Origin of the sequence: Amycolatopsis sp. NPDC089917 (genome assembly GCF_040684635.1) — a bacterium.
Taxonomy (GTDB): Bacteria; Actinomycetota; Actinomycetes; order Mycobacteriales; family Pseudonocardiaceae; genus Amycolatopsis.
Genome location: NZ_JBFBGL010000021.1, coordinates 102,785 through 124,381, shown reverse-complemented (window position 1 = coordinate 124,381; position 21,597 = coordinate 102,785). Strand labels below are relative to the sequence as shown.

The 21,597-nt window shown below is 69.7% G+C and carries 15 protein-coding genes; 9 read left to right on the top strand and 6 right to left on the bottom strand.

What is annotated here, in order from left to right:
* Positions 1-87: 87 nt before the first annotated feature.
* Complete coding sequence (locus AB0N89_RS17840) at positions 88-1,737, bottom strand: AMP-binding protein (RefSeq protein WP_364205598.1); 1,650 nt, start codon at positions 1,735-1,737, stop codon at positions 88-90.
* Positions 1,738-1,913: 176 nt separating this feature from the next.
* On the opposite strand from AB0N89_RS17840, the gene AB0N89_RS17835 reads away from it, so the two are divergent.
* The 5 genes from AB0N89_RS17835 to AB0N89_RS17815 all read left to right on the top strand — a co-directional run bounded on the left by AB0N89_RS17835 (position 1,914) and on the right by AB0N89_RS17815 (position 12,643).
* Complete coding sequence (locus AB0N89_RS17835; RefSeq protein ID WP_364205597.1) at positions 1,914-7,247, top strand: acyltransferase domain-containing protein; 5,334 nt, start codon at positions 1,914-1,916, stop codon at positions 7,245-7,247.
* 82 nt (positions 7,248-7,329) lie between these two features.
* Entirely contained in the window at positions 7,330-8,625 is a 1,296-nt protein-coding gene (locus AB0N89_RS17830; RefSeq protein WP_364205595.1) for a cation:proton antiporter, read from the top strand.
* Positions 8,626-8,700: 75 nt separating this feature from the next.
* Positions 8,701-9,945: a galactosyltransferase-related protein gene (locus tag AB0N89_RS17825; protein ID WP_364205593.1), complete on the top strand. Its 1,245-nt coding sequence runs from the start codon at positions 8,701-8,703 to the stop codon at positions 9,943-9,945.
* A complete protein-coding gene (locus AB0N89_RS17820; protein ID WP_364205591.1) occupies positions 9,938-11,182 on the top strand; it encodes an MFS transporter in 1,245 nt (414 codons plus the stop codon). The genes AB0N89_RS17825 and AB0N89_RS17820 overlap by 8 nt, the downstream gene beginning before the upstream one ends.
* A gap of 204 nt (positions 11,183-11,386) precedes the next feature.
* Positions 11,387-12,643 carry a DUF222 domain-containing protein gene (locus tag AB0N89_RS17815; RefSeq protein ID WP_364205589.1) on the top strand — a complete coding sequence of 419 codons (1,257 nt, stop codon included), beginning with the start codon at positions 11,387-11,389 and terminating at the stop codon, positions 12,641-12,643.
* Between the two features lie 135 nt (positions 12,644-12,778).
* Here the strand turns inward: AB0N89_RS17815 and AB0N89_RS17810 are convergent, their stop codons facing one another.
* Entirely contained in the window at positions 12,779-13,342 is a 564-nt protein-coding gene (locus AB0N89_RS17810; RefSeq protein WP_364205587.1) for a peroxidase-related enzyme, read from the bottom strand.
* A 160-nt stretch (positions 13,343-13,502) separates the two neighbouring features.
* On the opposite strand from AB0N89_RS17810, the gene AB0N89_RS17805 reads away from it, so the two are divergent.
* The 3 genes from AB0N89_RS17805 to AB0N89_RS17795 are packed head-to-tail and all read left to right on the top strand — an operon-like array spanning position 13,503 to position 16,962.
* Positions 13,503-14,453: a PDR/VanB family oxidoreductase gene (locus tag AB0N89_RS17805; RefSeq protein WP_364205585.1), complete on the top strand. Its 951-nt coding sequence runs from the start codon at positions 13,503-13,505 to the stop codon at positions 14,451-14,453.
* An 18-nt stretch (positions 14,454-14,471) separates the two neighbouring features.
* The gene (locus AB0N89_RS17800) at positions 14,472-15,677 is read left to right on the top strand and encodes a cytochrome P450 (protein WP_364205583.1); all 1,206 of its coding nucleotides are present in this window, start codon (positions 14,472-14,474) and stop codon (positions 15,675-15,677) included.
* 13 nt (positions 15,678-15,690) lie between these two features.
* Positions 15,691-16,962 carry an aminotransferase class III-fold pyridoxal phosphate-dependent enzyme gene (locus AB0N89_RS17795; RefSeq protein ID WP_364205581.1) on the top strand — a complete coding sequence of 424 codons (1,272 nt, stop codon included), beginning with the start codon at positions 15,691-15,693 and terminating at the stop codon, positions 16,960-16,962.
* 18 nt (positions 16,963-16,980) lie between these two features.
* Here AB0N89_RS17795 and AB0N89_RS17790 read toward each other — a convergent pair whose 3' ends face one another.
* From AB0N89_RS17790 to AB0N89_RS17775, 4 genes are all read right to left on the bottom strand, one after another.
* Complete coding sequence (locus tag AB0N89_RS17790; protein WP_364205580.1) at positions 16,981-17,778, bottom strand: alpha/beta hydrolase; 798 nt, start codon at positions 17,776-17,778, stop codon at positions 16,981-16,983.
* A 118-nt stretch (positions 17,779-17,896) separates the two neighbouring features.
* Positions 17,897-18,679 (bottom strand): SDR family NAD(P)-dependent oxidoreductase, encoded by a 783-nt coding sequence (locus AB0N89_RS17785; RefSeq protein ID WP_364205578.1) that lies wholly within the window; start codon positions 18,677-18,679, stop codon positions 17,897-17,899.
* On the bottom strand, positions 18,676-19,914 hold the full coding sequence (locus AB0N89_RS17780; RefSeq protein ID WP_364205576.1) for a cytochrome P450: 1,239 nt from the start codon (positions 19,912-19,914) through the stop codon (positions 18,676-18,678). Before AB0N89_RS17780 ends, AB0N89_RS17785 begins: the two co-directional genes overlap by 4 nt.
* A 35-nt stretch (positions 19,915-19,949) precedes the next feature.
* A complete protein-coding gene (locus AB0N89_RS17775; RefSeq protein ID WP_364205574.1) occupies positions 19,950-20,792 on the bottom strand; it encodes an alpha/beta hydrolase in 843 nt (280 codons plus the stop codon).
* A 296-nt stretch (positions 20,793-21,088) separates the two neighbouring features.
* On the opposite strand from AB0N89_RS17775, the gene AB0N89_RS17770 reads away from it, so the two are divergent.
* Positions 21,089-21,517: an enediyne antibiotic chromoprotein gene (locus AB0N89_RS17770; RefSeq protein WP_364205572.1), complete on the top strand. Its 429-nt coding sequence runs from the start codon at positions 21,089-21,091 to the stop codon at positions 21,515-21,517.
* The last annotated feature ends 80 nt before the right edge of the window (positions 21,518-21,597 follow it).

Genomic DNA, 21,597 nt, shown 5'->3' with positions numbered 1-21,597 from the left:
CCATTGTGGAATTGGTCAAGGCTTAGCGCGTTCCGTGAAGGCCTCCTTGAGGGACCCAGAGTCCCTCAAGGAGGCCTTCACGGACTTTCAGGCGGCCAGGCGGGAGGCGATGTCCGCCCGCAGCGCCTTCTTGTCCACCTTGCCGATCCCGGTGGCGGGCAGGGCGTCGACGACGACCAGCCGTTCCGGCAGCTTGAACCGTGCCGCGCCCGCGGCGAGCATCAGGTCGTGGACGTCCCGCAGCGCGACGGGTCCGGTGGCGACCACGTAGAGACAGACGACCTCGCCTAGCTCCGGATCGGGCATGGCGACCGCCGCCGCGTGCTTCACGCCGTCGATGTCCAGGGCGAACGTCTCGATCTCCTCGGCGTTGATCTTCTCGCCGCCGCGGTTGATGACGTCCTTCTCCCGGCCGGAAACCACCAGGTAGCCCTCGGGGGTCACGCGGACGATGTCACCGGTGTTGTACCAGCCGCCGTCGACGAACGCCCGTGCGTTCAGCTCGGGGGACCGGTAGTAGCCGCGCGTCGTGTACGGGCCCCGGACCAGCAGGATCCCCGGCTCGCCCGGCGGCACCGGCGCGCCTTCCTCGTCCACCAAAAGGATCTCGTCGTGTGGCGAGATCGGCTTGCCCTGGGTGTGCAGGATCAGCTCGTCCGGGTCGTCGAGCCGCGTCAGGCACAGAAGTCCTTCGCCCATCCCGAAAACCTGCTGCAACGTGCAGCCGAGCTTCGGCCGTACCTGAGCCGCCAGGGAGGGTTCGAGTTTGGCGGCGCCGATCTGGATCATCTCCAAAGTGGACAGATCGATCCCGGGTTCGGTGTCCAGGTACTCGATCCACCGGTGCAGGATCGCCGGCACCGCGGACGTCGCGGTGATCCGCTCGCTCTCGATCAGCGGCAACGCCTGCCGCGGCGCGGGCGACGGCGCGATGACGACCCGGCCGCCGGACAGCAGCGCCCCCAGGATCCCCGGTCCGGTGTTCGCGAACCCGTGCCCCAGTGGAAGTACCACCAGGTACGAGGTTTCCGGTCCGAACCGGCAGATCTCCGACGCCGTCTTGATCATGTAGGTCAGGTCGTTGCCGCTGCGCGGGATCAGTTTCGGCAGCCCCGTCGTCCCGCCCGAAAGCAGGAAGGTCGCGACGGAGTCGCCGTTCGGCGCGGCGGCGTCGAGCGCCTGGGTGACCTCGGCGGGCTCGTCCGCGACGAACAGCCCGCGCAGGTCGACGTTGCCCGGGGCGACGTCCTCGCCGACCACGAACACGAGCCCGTCCGGCAGCACCTCGCGGGCCAGCGCCTGATGGTCGAATCCTTTGTGGACATCGGGCACGACGATAGCGGTCGCCTCGGCGTTCGCGAGGATCCCGCCGATCTCGTGCTCGCGGAACTGCGGCATCGTCCACACCGGAACGGCGCCCAGCCGCAGGCAGGCGACCGTGGTGACGACGAACTCCCAGCAGTTCGGCAGCTGGATGACGACGCGGTCGTCGCCGCCGACGCCGAGCGCGCTCATCCGGATCGCCGCGCCGTCGGCCTTGGCCAGCAGCTCCCCGAACGTCATCCGCACGTCCCCGTCGACGAGGCAGACCTCGTCCGGGTACTTGCGCGCGGTCTCGGCCAGATGCGTGCCCAGCGACCGGCCTTCCCAATAGCCCTCGGTGAAATAGCGGTCCGCGGCGGCGCGCGGCCACGGCACGACCCCCGACCCGGTCGACCGCCCGGCTGATCCCGGCATGGCTCCTCCTCGATATGGGTCCCGACCGGACAGTAGGGAAACGGTGCGCGCCAAGGCGTCTCGAACCTTGCGCTCGCACTCGAAGGTCGCTCGAGGATCGCGCGCAAGCAGTCGAGGAGATGCCGGAGTCACGCGGCAGGGAAGACGCTGTCCGTACAACGAGGCGCCGGAATCTTGTGTTGTCTCCGGTCGGGCGATCTATATCGAGGAGCGAGGACTTGAGCGAGAACAAAGCACCCGACGAAGCCATTGCGATCATCGGTATGAGTTGCAGGTTCGCTCCAGACCTCGACTCTCCGGAGAAGTTCTGGGAGTTCCTCGCCGATGGTAAGAGCACCGTCAGCGACATGCCCGAGAAGCGGTGGAAGTCCTACGCGGCCAGCAGCCCGCAGGCGACCGCGATCCTGAGGGGGACCACGATCCGCGGCTCCTTCCTCGACGACATCGAGGGGTTCGACGCCGACTTCTTCGGCATTTCACCGCGTGAGGCGGACTTCCTCGATCCGCAGCAGCGATTCATCCTCGAACTGGCCTGGGAGGCGCTGGCGGACGCGGGTGTCCCGCCGCTTTCGCTGCGCAACTCCGACGCCGGCGTGTTCGTCGCCGCCAACTCGAACGACTACGGCCGCCGCCTGCTGGAGGACATCCCCCTCACCGGCGCGTACGCGGTCAACGGCACGACGTTCTACGGTATCGCGAACCGCGTTTCGTACTTCCTCGACGTCCGCGGCCCGAGCATGGCCGTCGACACCGCGTGCGCCGGGTCGCTGACGGCGCTGCACATCGCGGCGCAGAGCCTGCGCACCGGTGAGACGTCGATCGCGCTCGTCGGCGGCGTCAACATCATGGCCACCCCGGCGCTGAACGTCGCGCTGGAGGGCGCGGGCGCGATGTCGCCGGACGGCACCAGCAAGGCCTTCGACAAGAACGCCGACGGCTACGGCCGCGGCGAGGGCGCCGGCGTCATCGTGCTGAAGCTGCTTTCGGACGCGGTCCGCGACGGCGACCCGATCCAGGCCGTGATCCGCGGCAGCGGCGTCTTCCAGGACGGCCGGTCCGAAGGCATGATGGCGCCGAACGCCGACGCGCAGGCCCACATGCTGCGCGAGGTCTACGAGCGGGCGGGCGTCGATCCGTCCACCGTGGACTACGTCGAGGCGCACGGCACCGGCACCCCGACCGGCGACGGCGAAGAGGTCGAGGCCCTCGCCGCGGTCATCGGTTCGGTGCGCTCGGCGGAGAACCCTTGCCTGGTCGGTTCGGTGAAGCCGAACATCGGGCACGTCGAGGGCGGCTCCGGCATCACCGGCGTGATCAAGACCGTGCTGGCCCTGCGGAACGAGCAGATCCCGCCGAGCCTGCACACCGAGCCCAACGACGCCATCTCCGACCCGGCCTCGGGCCTGAAGCTGGTCGGCGAGACCACCCCGTGGCCCGCCGGCGAGGGCACCCGCCGCGCCGGTGTCTCCAGCTACGGCGTCGGCGGCACCATCGCCCACGTCGTCCTCGAAGAGGGCCCCGCGCAGCCGGAGACCAAGGCGGGCAAGGGAACCAGCGATGGCACCCGGAAGGTCTTCCCGATCTCGGCGATGTCGGAAGCGGGCCTGCGCGCGCTGGCCGGCACGGTCGCGGACTGGATCGACGCCAACCCCGGCGCCTCGCTCGGGTCCATCGGGTACACGCTTTCGCAGCGTCGTTCGCACCTTCCGCAGCGCGGCACGGTCATCGCCGCCTCCACCGAGCAGCTGGCCGAGCGGCTCCGCGCCCTCGCCGTCGACGAACCCGCGTCCGGCATCCTGATCGCCCGCGCGGGACAGCAGAGCGACGGCGCGGTGTGGGTCTTCTCCGGGCACGGTTCGCAGTGGTCCGGAATGGGCCGTCAGCTGCTCGCCGAGCACGCTGGATTCGCCGCGATCATCGACTCGCTGGCCGGTGTCTACCGCGAGGAACTGGGCTGGACGCCGCGTGAGGCGATCCTCGACGGCGGTCCCTGGACCGCCGCGCACGTCCAGGCGCTGACCTTCGCCATGCAGGTCGGCCTGGCCGAGGTGTGGCGCAGCCGCGGCGTCAAGCCGAGCGCGATCATCGGGCACTCCGTCGGCGAGATCGCCGCCGCGGTGGCCGCCGGAACGCTCGACATCCTCGAAGCCGCTCGCTTCGCCTGCCGCCGCGCGGCCGCGTTGCAGCGGCTGGAGGGCGACGGCGGGATGGTGCTGGCGAGCCTGTCGTTCACCGAGGTCCAGGCCAAGCTGGGTGACCGTGCCGACCTCGTCGCCGCCATCTCCGCCAGCCCGACGTCGACCGTCGTGTCGGGCGACAAGGCCGCGATCGCGGAACTCGTCACGCAGTGGCGTGAAGAGGGCATCGACATGCGCGTCGTCGACACCGACATCGCGTTCCACAGCACGCACGTGGACGCGGTGCTGGAAGAGGTCGCCGCCGCGGCCCGTCAGCTCACCCCGCGCACGCCGTCGGTCAGCCTCTACAGCACCGCGCTGACCGACCCGCGCTCCGGCGTGGCCCGCGATGGCGACTACTGGGCCGGCAACCTGCGCAACCCGGTGCGTTTCGCCGAAGCCGTCGAGGCCGCTTTCGAGGACGGGCACCGCGTGTTCGTCGAGATCTCGTCGCACCCGGTCGTCTCGCACTCCATCATCGAGACCGCCGAAAGCCTCGGCATCGACGACCTCGCGGGTTGCGCGACCTTGCGCCGCAACACCGACGAGGTCGGCACGTTGCTGCACAACCTCGCCAAGCTGCACGTCCAGGGCGTCGAGATCGACTGGACGCGCGACTTCGCCGAGGGCGACCTGCTGGGCATCCCGGCGGCCGCGTGGCAGCACAAGCCGTACTGGATCTTCCCGGAGACCGGCGCCGACGCCGGCCTCGGCAGCGGGCACGACCCGGAGAGCCACAGCCTCCTCGGCGGCCGGATGACCGTGTCCGGCGCCCCGTCGCGGCAGGTCTGGCAGACCCGGCTCGACATGGACAGCCGTCCGTACCCGCAGAGCCACGGCCTGGTCGGGGTCGAGGTCACCCCGGCGGCGTCGATCATCAACACCTTCGCCCTCGCGGCGGAGGAGGAGGTCGCGCCCGCGCTGACCGACATCGTGCTGCGCACCCCGCTCGCCGTGCAGCCGGCGCGCATCGTCCAGATCGTCAAGGAGGGCCGCTCGCTCGCGCTGGCCACCCGGATCGCGGACGAGACCAGCGCCGACAGCGACGAGTGGATCACGCACACCACCGCCACCATCGACACGGGCGCCAAGGCGCCGGAGGGCCGGATCGACTTCGCCACGATCCGCGACCGCCTGCCCAGCGGGTCGCTCACGAAGGCCGACGAGATGTTCGGCCGGATGGGCGTCGAGGGCTACGCCTTCCCGTGGGACATGAGCGAGCTCTACTACGACGACGTCGAGCAGCTCGCGCTGATGGACTGCGTCGCGCCGCCGGCGAAACTGGCGACGAGCTGGGCGCACGTGATCGACGCCGCGCTCACGATCAGCGCGATGGTGGTCTCGCCCGGCCACGCCACCGTGCTGTGGATGTCGCGCGGCATCGAGAAAGTGGCGTGGAAGGGTGAGCCGCCCGCGCGGATCATCGTGCACGCCACGCGTTCGCCGAAGTCGCCGGAGGACACCGTCGATGTGCTGGTCGCCAACGAGCACGGCGACATCATCAGCGAGGTCATCGGCCTGAAGTTCGCGGCCGTCGAGCACCTGGGCACCGCGGTCCTGCCGCGCGACCTGGTCCACGAGATCACCTGGCACGAGCTGCCCGAGCCCACGCTGGCCTCGGACCTCGACCAGATCGTCGTGGTGGGCCCGCCCGCCACCACCGGCACCCTGGTGGAGCAGTTCACCGCCGCCGGGATCACCGCCACCGCGGTCGAGGTGGCCGTCGACGGCGAACCGCTCGACCTCACCGCCGAACAGTTCGCGAACCCGGGCGCGGTCGTCGTCGCGCCTTCGCGGGCGGCGGAGGGCGAGCGGCTGGAGGACTCGACCGAACGCACGACGTGGTCGCTCATCCGCACCGCGCAGCGGATCGCGGAACTCCAGGCGACCTCTAAGGGCAAGGTCGCGACCCAGCGGATCTGGGCGATCACCAGCGGCGTCCGGCAGGGCACCGACGAACGCTCGGTCGCGCACGGCCCGTTGTGGGGCGTCGGCCGCATCATCGCCGGCGAGCACCCGGAGCTGTGGGGCGGCACGATCGACGTCGAGCACTGCACGGCGCCGGACCTCGGGTCGCGCCTGATCGAGGTCTTCCGCGGCCCGGCCGGTGACGAGGACGTCATCTCGCTGACCGGCGAAGGCGCGGAAGTGGCCCGGTTGAGCCAGATCACCCGCAGCGCCGACGGTTCCCCGCTGCACTGCTCGCCTTCGGGCACGGTGCTGATCACCGGCGGTCTCGGCGGGCTCGGGCTGGAGGTCGCCCGCTGGCTGGTCGACCGCGGCGCCCGCCGCCTGCTGCTGGCCGGCCGCCGTGGCCTGCCGCCGCGCGCGGACTGGGCTTCCGTGACCGACCCGGACGTGCGGCACCAGATCGACAGCGTCCTCGGGCTCGAAGCGCTCGGTGTCACGGTCGGCGTGCTGGCGCTGGACATCACCGACGAGGACGCCGTCGCCGAGGCGCTCGCGCCGGGCGCGCTGGGACTGCCGCCGGTCACCGGCGTCATCCACGCCGCCGGTGTGGTCAACGACGCGCTGGTGGACAAGGTCGACCAGGACGGGCTGCGCGACGTGTTCGCGCCGAAGGTCGGCGGGGCGCTGGTGCTGCACCGGCTCTTCCCGGCGGGCTCGCTCGACTTCTTCGTCCTGTTCTCCTCGTGCGGCCAGTTCGCCCGCCTCTCCGGGCAGGCGAGCTACGCGGCGGCCAACTCGTTCCTCGACGCGCTGGCCACGCACCGCAACTCCGGCGGCGCCAACGACACGATCAGCCTCGGCTGGACGGCGTGGCGCGGTGTCGGTCTGTCGCAGGACATCGCGACGACCATGCTGGAAGCGAACTCCCGCGGCCTGGAGGCCGTCTCCGCCTCGGAGGCGTTCCGGGCGTGGGCGTTCGGCGACCGGTTCGCTTCGGACTACCAGGCGGTGCTGCGGGTCCTGCCGACCCCGCCGCACCAGCGGAAGCTGCCCATGTTCCGCGAGCTCACGGTGGTCGACGAGAGCGCCGACGCGGGCGCGGGCACCGGGTTCTCGGTCGACTTCGCGAACCTGTCCGAAGAGGACACTCGCGAGAAGGTCACCGCCGACGTCCGCGAGCAGGTCGCGGCGGAGCTGAACCTGGACGCCGGTGACATCGAGCTGAAGCGGCCGCTGGTCGAACTCGGTGTCGACTCGGTGATGACGGTGGCGCTGCGGGTGCGGTTGCAGCGGCGCTACGGGCTGGACCTCCCGCCGACCATCCTGTGGGCCAAGCCCACCGTGGCCGCGGTGTCCGACCACATCCACACCAGCCTCGCCGAACTGGCCGAGGCAAGCGAAAACCAGGCCGACGCGGCCTGATCCACCAGCCGAGGGGCGTGGGTGGCCTTCACCGGTCACCCACGCCCCTCGGTGTCTGTACTCGCTGGGGAGAGGTGGGTTCATGGCCATCGAACCGATCACGCGGTTCCTGCTCGCCGTCGGGGCGATCCTGCTGGTCAGTCATTTCTGCGGGGAGGTGCTGCGAAGACTCCGCCAGCCGCCGGTGCTCGGCGAGATCGTCGGCGGCATCCTGCTGGGCCCGTCCGTGCTGGGGCTGATCTGGCCGTCGGCGGGCGCGTGGCTGTTCTCGCCCGAGGTGATGTCCAGTTTGGACAAAGCCGCGCAACTGGGCCTGGTCGTGTTCATGTTCCTGCTCGGCTGCGAACTGCGTACCGACCGCATCGAACGGAAGTCCCTGGTCGGCGCCGTGGTCCTGGGCGGGATGGGCCTCCCGTTCGCCGCCGGGATCGGCGTCGCGTTCGCCGCGTCGTCCGTGCTGGCCGGCGCGGACGCCCCGACGGCGGGCTACGTGCTGTTCTTCGCGCTCGCGATGGCGATCACCGCGTTGCCCGTGCTGGCCCGGATCCTGGTCGACCTGAACCTGGAACGCACCGGACTCGGCGCGCTTTCGGTCACCAGCGCGGCGATCGGGGACGGCGTCGCCTGGCTGACCCTCACCGTGATCCTCGTGGGCACCGGGGTCCACGGCAGCGGGAACCCGGCCATGACGGCGATCCTGGCCGTGGTGCTGGTCGTCGTGACCCAGGTCGTCGTCCGCCGGGCGTTGAGCGCGCTGGTCACGCGGATCGAGTCCGAGAAGGTGATGACCGTCGTGCTGCTCGTGGGCGCGCTGGCCTTCGCCGTGATGACCCAGATCCTCGGGCTGCACGCGCTGCTGGGCGCGTTCCTGTTCGGCACCGCCGTGCCCCGGGACTGCCCGCTGGTCGAGCGGATCAGCGAACAGCTGCGCGGGTTCACGCTCGTCGTGCTGCTGCCGTTGTTCTTCGCGCTGGTCGGGCTGAGCACGTCGATCGGCCTGCTCGGGACGAACGCCTCACACTGGCTGCTGTTCGCCGGGGTGCTGGTCGTCGCGCAGCTGACGAAGTTCCTCGGCGCGGGCGGCGCGGCTCGGCTCGCCGGGCTGCCGCGGAACCAGGCGATCCAGCTCGGCACGCTGATGAACTGCCGGGGCGTCACCGAACTCGTCGTCGCCACCATCGGGCTGAAATACGGCCTCGTGAACCAGCTGGGCTTCACGATGCTCGTCCTGGTCGCCGTCGTCACCACCGCCGTCACCGGGCCCTTGATGCGGTTTCTCACCCGTCGGGAACCGGAGAACTTCGAAGTTGTCGGCAATCAAGAAGACGTTCCGTCCCGCGACGGACTGTCACGCTCGGTGTCCGAATCAGCGAAATGAACGAGGGACGGAGGAGCAGTGCAACCGCATCCCTGTGACTGCAGCCCGATGTGCGTGTTACGGGCTACCAATCCGATGCAGATCCGGCCGACCCGCACCGGCGGCAAGACGTTCGCCTCGGCGTCGGCCTACTGGAAGGCCGAGCCGGGAAGCGCGGATCTCGCGGGGCGGATCGTCCGGTACGTCGTCCTCGCCAACGATCCCGCGGTGCCGGACGTCGCCGCCGACTACTGGATGCACAGCGAACGCTTCTACCGTGCCGTCGTCGACCCGCTCGAAGCCGAGATCGGGCATGACGTGACGTACCGGCGGCTCGTCTCGCAGCCGACCGACACGTTCGCCGAACGCCGCCTCGAAGAGCGCGTCGTCGCCTTGCTCGACGAAAACCCTTCGCTGGCCTCGAAGCTGGCTCAAGAGGCCGACGCGGCGGACGACAACGTCTACATCAACTACTTCCGCGGCCGGCTCTACGAACCGGAAGCCGAGCCCGCCGGACTCGACAGGCTGACGGAACTCGCCCAGGGGGTACGCTCGCGGCCTTCCGGGACGGGGGACGAGATCCTCGTTGTCGTCCCGCTGTCCGACCGGGACGGCGCCGGCCGGATCCGGAACCTGACCGCCTGCCTGCTCGCGTTGCGCGACCAGACGTTCCCGTCGGACCGGTACCGGGTGACCGTCGTCGAGTTCGACGAGAAGCCGCGGTGGAAGCACGTCGTCGAACCGCTGGTCGACCACTACGTGCACATCCAGGGAGAGGGGCTGTTCAACAAGTCCTGGACGCTGAACGTGGGTGTGCGCGAAACCCTCGGCGCGGCGCGGACCCTGTGCCTGCTCGACGCGGACATCCTGGTGGACCGGGAATTCCTGGAGCGCAACCACGCGCGGTTCGCCGACCAGCGCGCCGACGCGCATCTGCCGCACACCGAGATGCTGTCGTTGGACGGCGCTTCGAGCGACTGGCTGATCGAACGCCGCTGCGGCGAGAACACGCCGGAAGCACCCCTTGCGGGCGCGCGCGGGCTGCTGCTGCGCGACGTCCCCGGCGCCTGCCTGTGGACGCGGCCGGAGATCTTCACCCGCATCGGCGGCTTCGACGAACGCTACAAGGGCTGGGGCGGCGAGGACGAGGACATGCTCTACCGCATCTCCGCGGCCGGCGACGTCACGCAGTACGACGACGTCTTCCTGCACCTCGCGCACCGGCGGCCGCCGATGCGGAACGCCGAGGGCAAGCCGTTCAACGCCCATGTGGAAGTGGGCAGCTGGACCGGCGAGTCCGGTTTCGGGAACACGTCCGGTGTGGCGAGCGGCGATGAGTAGCGGGCTGGAGATCCATCCGGTGAAGGACGTGCGGCGCCAGCGGATCGCGATCTCGGGGATCTTCCTGATGATCGGGATCATGCTCGGCTCGTGGTTCGCGCGGGTGCCGCAGCTGCGGATCGAACTCGGGCTGAACTTCGCGGAACTGGGCATGGTGCTGCTCAGCCAGACCGTCGGCGTGCTGCTGGCGATGCAGCTGGCCGGGCATCTGTCGAACCATCTCGACAGCCGGGCCGTCATCCGTGTCACTTCCCTCGTCCTGCCGTGGTTCCTGCCGCTCATGGCGGCGATGCCCGGCGCGGTCACCGCCGGCCTCGGGATGCTGACGTGGGGTGTCATCGCCGGTCTGCTCGACGTGTCGATGAACGCCCAGGGCGTCGAGGTCGAGCGGCGGGCGCGGCGACCGGTGCTCAACAGCCTGCACGCGGTGTGGGGCATCGGCGCGCTGCTCGGTTCGGGCGGCACGGTGCTGGCGGTCCGGGCGGATCTTTCGCTGAGCACCCATTTCTGGGTCGTCTCGGTGGTGCTCGTGGTGATCGCCCTGTTCAGCGGTCGTTGGCTGCTGACGGAATCCCGCACCGCTTCGTCTTCCGCGGTGGAAAAGGCGCCGAAGGTCGGCTTCTTCTCCGGCTGGACCCGAGCGGTCATCATTCTCGGTGGCCTCGGCGCGGCCGTCGCGCTGTGCGAAGGCGCGGTGTCCAGCTGGGGCGGCGTGTTCCTGAGCGAACAACGCGGCGCCGCGGCGAACATCGCGTCGCTGGGCTACTTCGCGTTCATCGTGGCGCAGACCGGGACCCGGCTGATCGGCGACCGGCTGCACCGGCGATTCGGCGCCGTGGCGCTGGTGCGCTGGAGCATGGCGATGACCGCGGCCGGCGTCCTGCTCGCCGTCATGGTGCAGAGCGTGTGGTTCGGCCTGGCCGGGCTCGCGATGGCGGGTGTCGGGCTCGCGGTGGCGATCCCGATCATCTCCAGCGCGGTCGGGCACGGCACGAAGTCCAACACCAGCCTGGCGATCGCGCGGTACAGCACGCTGCACAACGCCGGGGTGCTCGCCGGACCGGCGATCTTCGGATGGCTCGCGCAGACGTTCGGGATCAGTACGGCGCTGACGCTGCTGTTGGTGCCGTTGGGGATTATCGGGCTCTTCGCTTCGGCCACTTCTCCCGCTTCGGTCCGGTCGTCGTCGGCGCCTCCGGAACCCGGGCCTGAGCCGGTGGTTCCTCGGGCGGCTTAGCGTTGGGTCGCGCGGGTCGCGTTTTGGCTCGTGAGTGGTAAGTGTCGTTAGAACGACACTTACCACTCGCGACCACCTTGCCGCTCGCGAACCCTGGGTAATCGTCTTGGGATTCGAATTCACCCGCTGGTGGTTAATTGCGCGGCTTGCGTTGTCGCTTAAAATTACGATTTATTGTTCGGTTTATTTCGGTAATATGAGGGTGTGTCCGAGACCCTCATTCCCGAGTTGCCGCAGGAGTTGTGGCGCGCCGGCAAGCTGGAGCTTGCTCACGGCGTGACGCAACTCCTGCAGGTGATCAGGGTGGCGTCGGCCGGGCTGGGGAAGTATCTGGCGGAGGTCGAGTCGCGGGGCGCGGAGGACTTGTTCGGCTATGGGAGCGCGTCGCGCTGGTTCGCCGACGTGGCGCGGATTTCCCACAGTGACGCGAAGGACGTGGTGAACCGGGCGCTGGCGCTGAACCCTTGCCCGGAGGTCGGTGGTGGAGCGAGGGTGTTCGCGCCCGCGACGGCCGCCGCGGCCGAGGACGGCGAGCTCGGGGAGCAGCACGTCGACGCGATCCTGGACGTGCTGCGGAAGGTCCCGGCCGAGGTTTCTGCGGAGGAGCGTGACGGGGCGGAGAAGATCCTGGCCGACCTCGCCCGCCGTGCCGGGCCGAAGGAGATCGGCCGAGCAGGTGCGGACCTGCTCGCGCACCTCGACCCCGACGGGAACGAACCCAAAGATCCGGAACCCGCTCCGCCGCGGCGGGAGGTGTTCCTGGAGCGCCGCAAGGACGGCTTCTGGAGACTGTCCGGGCTCCTGGACCCCGAGACCGGCGTCCGGACCGCCGCCGCACTGGACGCGCACGGCGCGCGGCGGCCGGTCGACGAGTTCGGCCAGGCCGACCACCGCACCATGCCGCAACGCTACGGTGACGCCTGGGCCGACCTGCTCGACCTCGCGATCGCCTGCCCCGACCAGCCCGGCACGTCCGGGTACCGCACCCTCGTGCACGTCACCATCGGCCTGGAGGCGTTGAAGTCCGGGGTCGGCACCGCGTGCCTGGACTTCGTCGGGGAGATCACCGCCCGCGAAGCACGCCTGGCCGCGTGTGACTGCTTGATGATCCCGGTGGTGCTCAGCGCCGCCGGTGAGCCTTTGGACGTCGGGCGCATGAGACGTTTCGTCACCCCCGGCCAGCGCCGGGCCCTGAACATCCGCGACGGAGGCTGCGCGTTCCCCGGGTGTCATCGGGCTCCGAAGCATTGTCACGCCCACCATATTCAGCACTGGGCAGACGGCGGACCGACCGATCTCCGGAACCTGGTCCTGCTCTGCTCGTTCCATCACCGGCTGATCCACCACGACGACTGGCAGGTCCGGATGGCACCCGACGGGATACCGGAATTCGTGCCGCCGCAGTATCTCGATCCGTTACGACATCCCCGCCGCAACCTGCTGCACCGCGTCGTCACCTGATCCTTGCGTGACCGAGGAGCCCGCCACCACACCGGCGACGGGCCCTTCGGCATGCCCGCCGGTCCAGGTGGGTCGTGAGTGGCGATTCGGGTTAGAACCCTAATTGCCACTCACGACCACCCGGACCGAAGCGGGTCAGGCGGCCTGGGCCTGCGCGGCACCCGAGATCGCGGCGTACCCACCGGCCACCAGCGCCTGCGCGGCACCGGCGTACCACTCGGGCTGGTCGGGAGCGTCGGTCGCCAGACCGTCCACGTACCGGTTGAACAGCGAGAAGAGCGAAGCGATCAGTACGGTGTCGTGGATGTCGGCTTCCGAAGCGCCGGCGGCCTTGGCGTTGTCGACCAGGGCGGAAGTGACCGAGTGGCCGCTCTCGCGCGTGGCCAGCGCGACCTTCAGCAGCGCGCGCAGCTTGTCCGAGATCGGCGCGGCGTCGATGTCCTGCTTGGCCGAGTCGACGGTGGCGGCGCCGCCCTCGATCTGCGCGGCGGAGAAGGCGCCGTGCGCCTCGGCGCAGAAGTAGCAGTCGTTCTCCTTGGACACGACGGCGCCGATCAGCTCGCGCTCGCCGGTGGTCAGCGAGCTCGGGCCGCGCAGCAGGGTCTCGACCAGTTCGCCGAGCGGTTTCGCGGTCTCAGGGCGGAAAGCGAACAGGCCGATGATTCCGGGCTTGGTGGGATCCACCGTGATATGCGACATGCGTCCTCCATGGATCGACGTAGAACCCGATGGTCCGCCCCGCGCACCCCGCCGAACAATATTCCCGATTGCTCAAGCACCCGAGCATTCAGGGAGACGTACGCCGCCGCCCGCCGTGGAACCGTGGAGAGCACGAACTTCAGCGGAGGGCGGGGTCACGATGCAGGCGCTGGTGCAGACGACGTTGCGCGTCGCGGCCAAGGACGTCGTCGCCGAAGGGGTCGTCTCGCTGGTCCTCAAGGCCGCGGACGGGGCGCGCCTGCCCGACTGGACCCCCGGTTCGCATATCGACCTGGTGCTGCCCGGCGGGCTGACCCGGCAGTACTCCCTGTGCGGAGATCGTTGGAACGCCTACGAATACCGCGTCGGGATCCTGCGCGAGACCGACGGCCGAGGCGGTTCCGCGTACGTGCACGACGAGCTCGAAACAGGTGACACCGTCGGCGTGAGCCGTCCTCGCAACAACTTCCCTTTGGTGCCCTCGAAGAACTACCTCTTCATCGCGGGCGGGATCGGGATCACCCCGTTGCTCCCCATGATCCATCAGGCGGAACTCACCGGCGCGGACTGGAACCTCGTCTACGGCGGCCGGACCAGGAGCTCCATGGCGTTCACGGACGACCTCGCCGCGTACGGCGACAAGGTCCACATCGTCCCCGAGGACGAGCAGGGCCGCCCGGATCTCCAGTCCTGGCTCGGCGAGGTCCGTGACGGCCTCCGCGTTTACTGCTGTGGCCCGGAAGGGCTGCTCAAAGCCGTCGAGAACGCTTGCGCCCCTTGGCCCGCGCACACCTTGTGGGTCGAGCGGTTTTCGGCACCGGAGCAGGGCGCGCCGGTGCGCGACGAGCCGTTCGACATCGTGCTGGCGCGCCGCGGCGCGACGGTCACCGTCACCCAGGACATGACCGTGATCGACGCGATGCGCACGGTCGGCGTCGACCTGCTTTCGTCCTGCATGGAGGGTGTCTGCGGCACCTGCGAGACCACGGTCCTCGACGGCGTCGTCGACCACCGTGACGCCCTGCTCACCGCCGAGGACCGCGCGGCGGGGGACTGCATGTTCCCCTGCGTCTCACGTTCGTGCACCGACCGGCTCGTACTGGACCTGTAAGCCCCGGAGGCCGTGACCATGTCGTCGTTGCCCGTCATCGACATCGACCCGTTCGGCACCGAGGTGCTGACGGATCCGTACCCGCTCGAGCACGCGCTGCTCGACGCCGGGCCGCTTTCCTACCTGAGCGCGCACGACATCTACGCCGTCGCCCGGTACGACGCGGTGTACGCGGCTTTGCGCGACTGGCAAGGGTTCCAGTCCGGCGCCGGGGTCGGGCTCTCCAACTTCCGGACCGAGAAACCCTGGCGGCAGCTGAGCATCGTCGTCGAGGCAGACCCGCCGCACCACGACGCGCCGCGCAGAGTCCTCGCGAATCTGCTCGGCCCGCGCGCGCAGCGCAGGCTCCGCGCCGAGTGGATGGCCAAGGCGCACAAGATGGTCGGCCAGGTCCTCGACGCGGCCCCGGGCAGCACGGTCGAGTTCGACGCGGTGACGGCGATCGCGGAGAAGTTCCCGCCGCGCGCGGTCGGCGACGCGCTCGGCCTGCCCGAAGAAGGCCGCGAGAACCTGTTGCCCTTCTCCGACTTCCTCCTCAACGCCTTCGGCCCGCGCAACGAACTCGTGGCGGCCGGCGCGCCCCACGCGAAGTTCCTGACGACGTGGGTCATGGAGCACTGCCAGCGTGACGCCCTCACCGAAGACGGTCTCGGCGGGCAGATCTGGGCGGCCGCCGACCGCGGCGAGATCACCCACGAGCAGGCGCCGGGTGTCGTGCGGTCGCTGTTCGCCGCCGGGTTCAACACCACCGTGCACGCGCTCGCGGCCGTCATGCACGCGCTGGTCACGCATCCCGAGCAGTGGGCCCGCTTGCGCGCCGAGCCGTCGCTGGCGCGGATCGCGTTCGACGAGGCCGTGCGCTGGGCGTCCCCGGTGCAGACGTTCTTCCGCACCGCGGTGGGCGACGTCCCGGTCGGCGACCACGTGGTGCCCGACGGCGCGAAGGTGCTGATGTTCCTGGGCGCGGCCAACCGCGATCCCCGGCGCTGGACCGATCCGGAGAAGTTCGACCTCTCCCGCGACCCGTCCGGGCACGTCGGTTTCGGGTTCGGGCTGCACCAGTGCGTCGGGCAGAACCTCGCCCGGCTCGAAGCCGAATGCCTCCTCACCGCGCTCGCGGAACGCGTGGAGACGCTGGAACTGGCGGCACCGGGGGAACGCCGCCTCAACAACACCTTGCGGGCCTGGCATTCGATCCCGGTCCGAGCCCGGCTCGCGAACTGAGAGGCAAGCGGAAATGAGCGAAACCGAGGGGCAGGCCGAACTGCTCGCGATCGACGCCGAGTACCTGTGGCACCCGTGGTCACCGAGCCGGGTCAGCCCCGACACGCTCGTCGCGGTGTCCGGAAAGGGCTGCGAGGTCACCGACGCCGACGGCCGCACGTACCTGGACGCGAAGTCGTCCGGCTTCAACGCGACGCTGGGCTACGCCTGCCGGCCGGTCGTGGACGCCATCGCCACGCAGGTCGCGAAGCTGATGACCTACGACATGGGCGAGGGCGCCAACATCCCGGCGATCCGCCTGGCGCAACGGATCGGCGAACTCGCCGGCCCCGCGCTGACCCGGACCTTCTTCTGCAACAGCGGTTCCGAGGCGATGGAGGCCGCGATCCGCATCGCGCGGTTCTACCAGGCCGTACTCGGCTCACCCGACCGCGGCCTGATCGTCTCGCTGCACAACGGCTACCACGGCGCCACGATGGCCGGGGCCGCGACCGCCGGGGCGCCGTCGCCGATTTCCGACGACCTGACCCCCGGTGGGTTCATCACCGTCCCCGGGCCGGAGGAAGGCATCGGCGCGCTGAAGGGCTTCCTCGCGGACCACGGAAAGCGCACCGCGGCCGTGCTCGTCGAGCCGGTCCAGTCGCGAGGCGCCTACGTCATGCCGGAGGACTACCTGCGCGGCGTGCGGGAACTGTGCGACGAGCACGGGATCCTGCTGGTCCTCGACGAGGTGACGACCGGATTCGGCCGCACCGGGCTGATGTTCGGCTACCAGCACGCCGGCGTCCAGCCGGACATCCTGGCCACCAGCAAGGGACTGGCGGCGGGCTACATCTCGCTCGGCGCCGTCACCACCACCCAGCACGTCTTCGAGGTCTTCGACAGCAACAAGAAGATGGCCGGGTTCGTGCACGGGCACACGCATTCCGGGCACGCCACCGCGTGCGCCGCCGGGCTCGCCGTGATCGACCACATCGAGAAGGAACGGCTCCTCGCGAACGTCCAGGCCCGGGGCGCCCAGCTGCTCGCCGCGCTGGAACCGTTGCGGGCGCTGGACTGCGTGACCGACATCCGCGGCAGGGGCCTGATGATCGCCGTCGAGATGGACCGGTCCCGCCGCGCCGCCCACGTCCGGAAGCTCATGCGCGACAACGGGGTCCTGGTCCGGCGCACGGTCAAGAACGTCGTGCTCGCGCCGCCGCTGATCCTCACCGCCGAGCAGGCGGACCGGATCTCGCGCGAGCTGCTCGACGCCGCGGGCAAGGCCGCCCTCGTCGAATTCTGAGGGCGGCCCCGCCGGGGGTCAGAGCAGGATGTCGCCCAGGAGCTTGGCGAAGCCTTCCGGGTCCCAGATGAAACCGCCGTGATCGCCGGGGAACTCGACCACCTCGACGCCGAGTTCTTCGGCGAGCGCGGCGCAAGTCCGCCGGGTGAGCAGCTCGCCCGAGTCGGCGCCGAGGCCGACCACGACCCGGAACGGCCCGTCCCGCAGCGCGTCGAGCTCGGGGACGTATCGCGTGGTCGTCCGCAGCTCGTGGACGAAGAACCGGCGGCCGTCCTCCTTGTCCTGCTCGGGGGAGTCGCTCGGCGGCGGGCCGGCCTCGTCCTCCTCGAAGCCCGAAGTGCCGAGGAACTTCGTCCAGGCCGCTTCGAGGCCGTCGGTCTCGAACGCCTTCACGATTTCGTCGACCTCGGCGTGCTGCTCGGCCGCGTCGGGCAGCAGGGTCAGCGCGGGCGGCTCGTGCGCGACGACCGTCCGGATCCGGCCGGGGTGGCGGGCGGCCAGCGCGAGCGTGGTCATCGCGCCGCCGCTGGAGCCGAAGACGTCGGCCGTTTCGGCGCCGAGGTGATCCAGGAGCGTGATGACGTCTTCGGCGCGCTTCTCCGGGCTCGAATCCTCGTCCGGGTCGTCCAGGGGGCTCTGGGAGATGCCCCGGGGGTCGTGGGTCACCACGGTGAACCGGCTCGCCAGCGCGTCGGCCAGCGGGGCGAAGGCGTCCGCCGCCATAGGGGAGCCCATGGCCAGCAGCAGTGGCCCGTCGCCGCGGATCTCGTAGTGCAGCCGTCCGCCGGGGATGGTGATCTCGTTCGTGCTGGTCATCTCGGTCGTCCTTCCTCGATCTGCCGCCCGTCGGGTGGCGGCGTCGTAGGTTGGACTCCGAGCCGGGCGCGAACTCATCGCTCGCGCCCGGCGATTTCGGACATTCACCCGATAGTGGTCATCCCGCGGTGAAGATCTTGCCCATGATCCGGCGGGACAGCGCCCGCGGGGAGTAGGCCAAGAACGCCGTGAGCAGGCGCGCGACGGTCCCGGGCACGGTGATCGTGCGTCCCTTGTCCCAGGCCTTCAGGCCGCCCCTGACGACCTCTTCCGGGGTCGTGAAGCCAGGGGTCTTCTCGACCGTGTCACCCAGCCCGGCGACGTCGCCGAACTCGGTGGAGGTCGCCCCGGGGCACAGTGCCATGGCCCGCACGCCGGTCCCCGCCAGCTCCGCCGAGAGGGACTCGGTGAAGGACAGCAGGAAGGCCTTCGTGGCGCCGTAGACGCCCATGTTCGGGGTGGAGAAGAAGCCCAGGTTGGACGCGACGACGATGATGCCGCCCGAGCCGCGCGCGACCATCTTGGGGACGGCCTGCGTGACGAGGCTGACGTTCGCGGTCACGTTGAGCCGGATCATGCCGAGCGCGTCGGCCGGATCCGATTCGTGGATCCGGCCCCGCGAGCCGCGGCCCGCGTTGCAGACGACGAGATCCGCGCCGCCGAGTTCTTCGGCGCGGCCGAGGATGGCCTCGGCCGCGCCCTCGGAGGTGACGTCGCGGACGAAGGGGACGATGAAGCCGTTCGACCCCTTGGCCAGCTCGTCGAGCCGGTCGGCGCGGCGGGCGACGGCGAGCACGCGGTAGCCGCGGTCCCGCAGCACCCGGGTGAACTCCGCGCCGATGCCCGACGACGCGCCGGTGACGACGGCCAGGGGTGCGTCGTGCACCGATCCGCCGGTCACGACCGCACCAGCGAAGGCTCGCCCAGCCGCACCGGGACCTCCTTGTGGCCGTTCATGATGAACGTCCCCTGGCCTTCCAGCTCGTCGACGCCGACGGCCAGCTGAAGGTCCGGGTAGCGGGCGAACAGCGCCGGCAGCGCGATCCGCAGCTCGAGGCGGGCCAGCGGGGCGCCGAGGCAGAAGTGCGCGCCGTGCCCGAACGACAGGTGGGTCTTGTCGGCGCGGGTGGCGTCGAACTCCCCTGCGGTCTCGCCGTGGTTCTCCGGGTCGCGGCCGATGGCGGTGAAGCCCATCAGCACCGGGTCGCCCTTGCGGATGGTGACCCCGGCGACCTCGACGTCCTCGGTCGCGTACCGCAGCGGCAGCTGCGCGACCGGGGCGTTGACCCGCAGGGCCTCTTCGATGACGTCGTCCCAGGAGACCTGGCCGGAGTCCAGCAGCGCCTTCTGCTCGGGCTGGCTCAGCAGCGCGACGACGGCGGCGCTGAGCGCGTTCATCAGCGTCTCGGACCCGGCGCCCAGCATGAGGTGCAGGGTGCCGACCATCTCCTCGTCGGTGAGCCTGCTGCCGTCCTCCTCACGCGCGGCGAGCAGGAGACTGGTCAGGTCGTCGCCCGGGTTCTCGCGCTTGAACTCGGCGAGGTCGGTCAGTTCCTGGTGCCACAGCTCGACGTTCGCCTCGGCCTCGTCACCGGTGGTGGTCGTGGTGACGTTCACGCCGGCGCCGCGCAGCGCGGACGCGCGGGCCGACTCCGGCACGCCGAACATGTCGCAGATGACGCGCGCGGGCAGCGGGGTGGCGAAGCGGCCCTTGAGGTCGATGACCTCGTCCGGGCCGGCGCCGGAGAGGCCGTCGAGGAGGTCGTCGACGATCTTCTGGATCAGCGGGCGGGTCAGCTCGACCTGCTTCGGCGTGAAGCCGCGGGAGACCAGCTTGCGCAGGCGCTGGTGGTCCTCGCCGTCGTTCGTGGTCATGTTGTCCATCAGGAGCCAGCCGATCAGCGGCCAGTTCGACGGGATCTCGCCCTCGGTGTACTTGGTCCACTTCTGGGGGTCCTTGGCGAACCGGTTGTCGGCCAGCACCTGGCGCGCCGCCTGGTAGCCGGTCACGGACCACCCGATCACCCCGCCGGGCAGTTCGACCTGGGTGATCGGCCCCCGGGCGCGGAGAGCCTCGCTCTCCGCGTGAATGTCCGTACCCGCGATGTCCAAGGTGTAAGGGCAGCGGCTTTCCATCGGATCTTCTCCTCAACGCTCGAAAAGGGTTGTGCTTACTGGGACCGGAAGAACACCGTGAGCAGCGGGGCACCCGCCTTCTGGTTGAACAGATGCCCCTCGTTCATGCACACGTACTGGCCGTTGGGAAGCCCTTCGGCGAGGGCGTGGCAGTTGTCGATCAGCCAGGAAGGGCTTTCCCGGCCGCCGATGACCAGGGTCGGCACCCCGATCCCGGGCAGTTGGTCGAACGGGACGGACTCGTGGTTCGCGTCGAGGATGGAGTCGTACAGCGTCGTCGGGGCCATGGCCTCGAACGACGGCCAGATGGGAAGGGATTTGAATCCCTCGATGGTTTCCGAGCTGAACCTGACGTTCTCCTTCAGGAACAGCGCGACCGCGTCGGTGCGGTGATCGGCGGCCACCAAGCGCTCCAGATCGTCCATATAGGACTCGGGGAGCTGATGGCCGCCGTAGGTGGGTTCGTACAGCGCCATTTTGCCCATCGGGACGCCTTTCGCCGCCGCCCGCATGGCGATCAGGCCGCCGGTGCAGTTGGCGAAGATCGCCGCCTCGGGGCCCGTCGCCGCCAGGACCGCCGCCAGGTCCTCGACCTCGCGGTCGATGGTGTACCCCGACAGGCCGCCGTTGTCCTCGCTGTTCCCGCGGCCGCGGCGATCGTAGTTGTAGACGGTGAAATCCTCCGAGAGCAGTTCGGCGAGATCGGCGAACATCGCCTTCTCGTTGAGCCCGCCGCCGAGGATGATCACCGGCGGACCTTCCCCGGACTTCTCGAAAGCGATCCGCGTCCCGTCCGCCGATGTCACGTGTTCGAGCACGAGACCCCGTGTCCCGAACCCGATGTTGTCCAGACTGGCCGCGGTTTCCTGGTTCGCCATCACGAATCTCCCGCCTGTCGAAACCCGCTTCCCACGCTAGGTCGCGCTCACCTCCATGCCATCTCCCTGCTTGCCCGCATGCTTCGCGACCGGGTCACCCGGGGTGGGCGAACCCGACATAGTGCGCAAAGGGTATCCGCCTTCAAGATCGCTCCGCTTCTCCTCGGTTGCGAACAGAATTCGTTGACAAGCAACCTCGAAGATCCGTAAATTCATTACCGGAAGCGCTGGGGAACACTTCGAAAATATCCCTCGCAATGCGTTCCATTCCACCCCCGATGAAGGAGTAAACAATCATGCGCAAAAGTGTTGTCGCGAAGACCGTCGCCGGTGCCGCCGCCGCTCTCGGCATGCTTGTCGGCTTCCAGGCGCCCGCGTCGGCCGACGCCCCTTCGGCCACGGTGACCCCGTCGTCCGGGTTGGCCGACAACGCCGTGGTCCAGGTGGGTGCGTCGGGTCTGACGGCGGGGACGGCCTACACCGTCGGCGAGTGCGCCGAAGTGTCGTCCGGCGTGCTCGCCTGCAACGCCTCGGGCCGGGTCGACGTGACGGCCGCGGGCGACGGAACACTTTCCACTCCGCTGACCGTGAAGAAGAGCTTCGAGGGAATTCTTTTCGACGGAACTTCGTACGGTACCGTCGATTGCGCGGCGGTCACCTGTGTGATCGGTCTGGCGGACGCCGCGGGTAACGGACCGGCCGGCGTCGCCATTTCTTTCCAGTAGTGGCGTGACCCCTGAGGGCACGGATCGTCGCGCGGCGATCCGTGCCCTTATGTCCGCTTGAGGCGAAGCTCATGATCGAG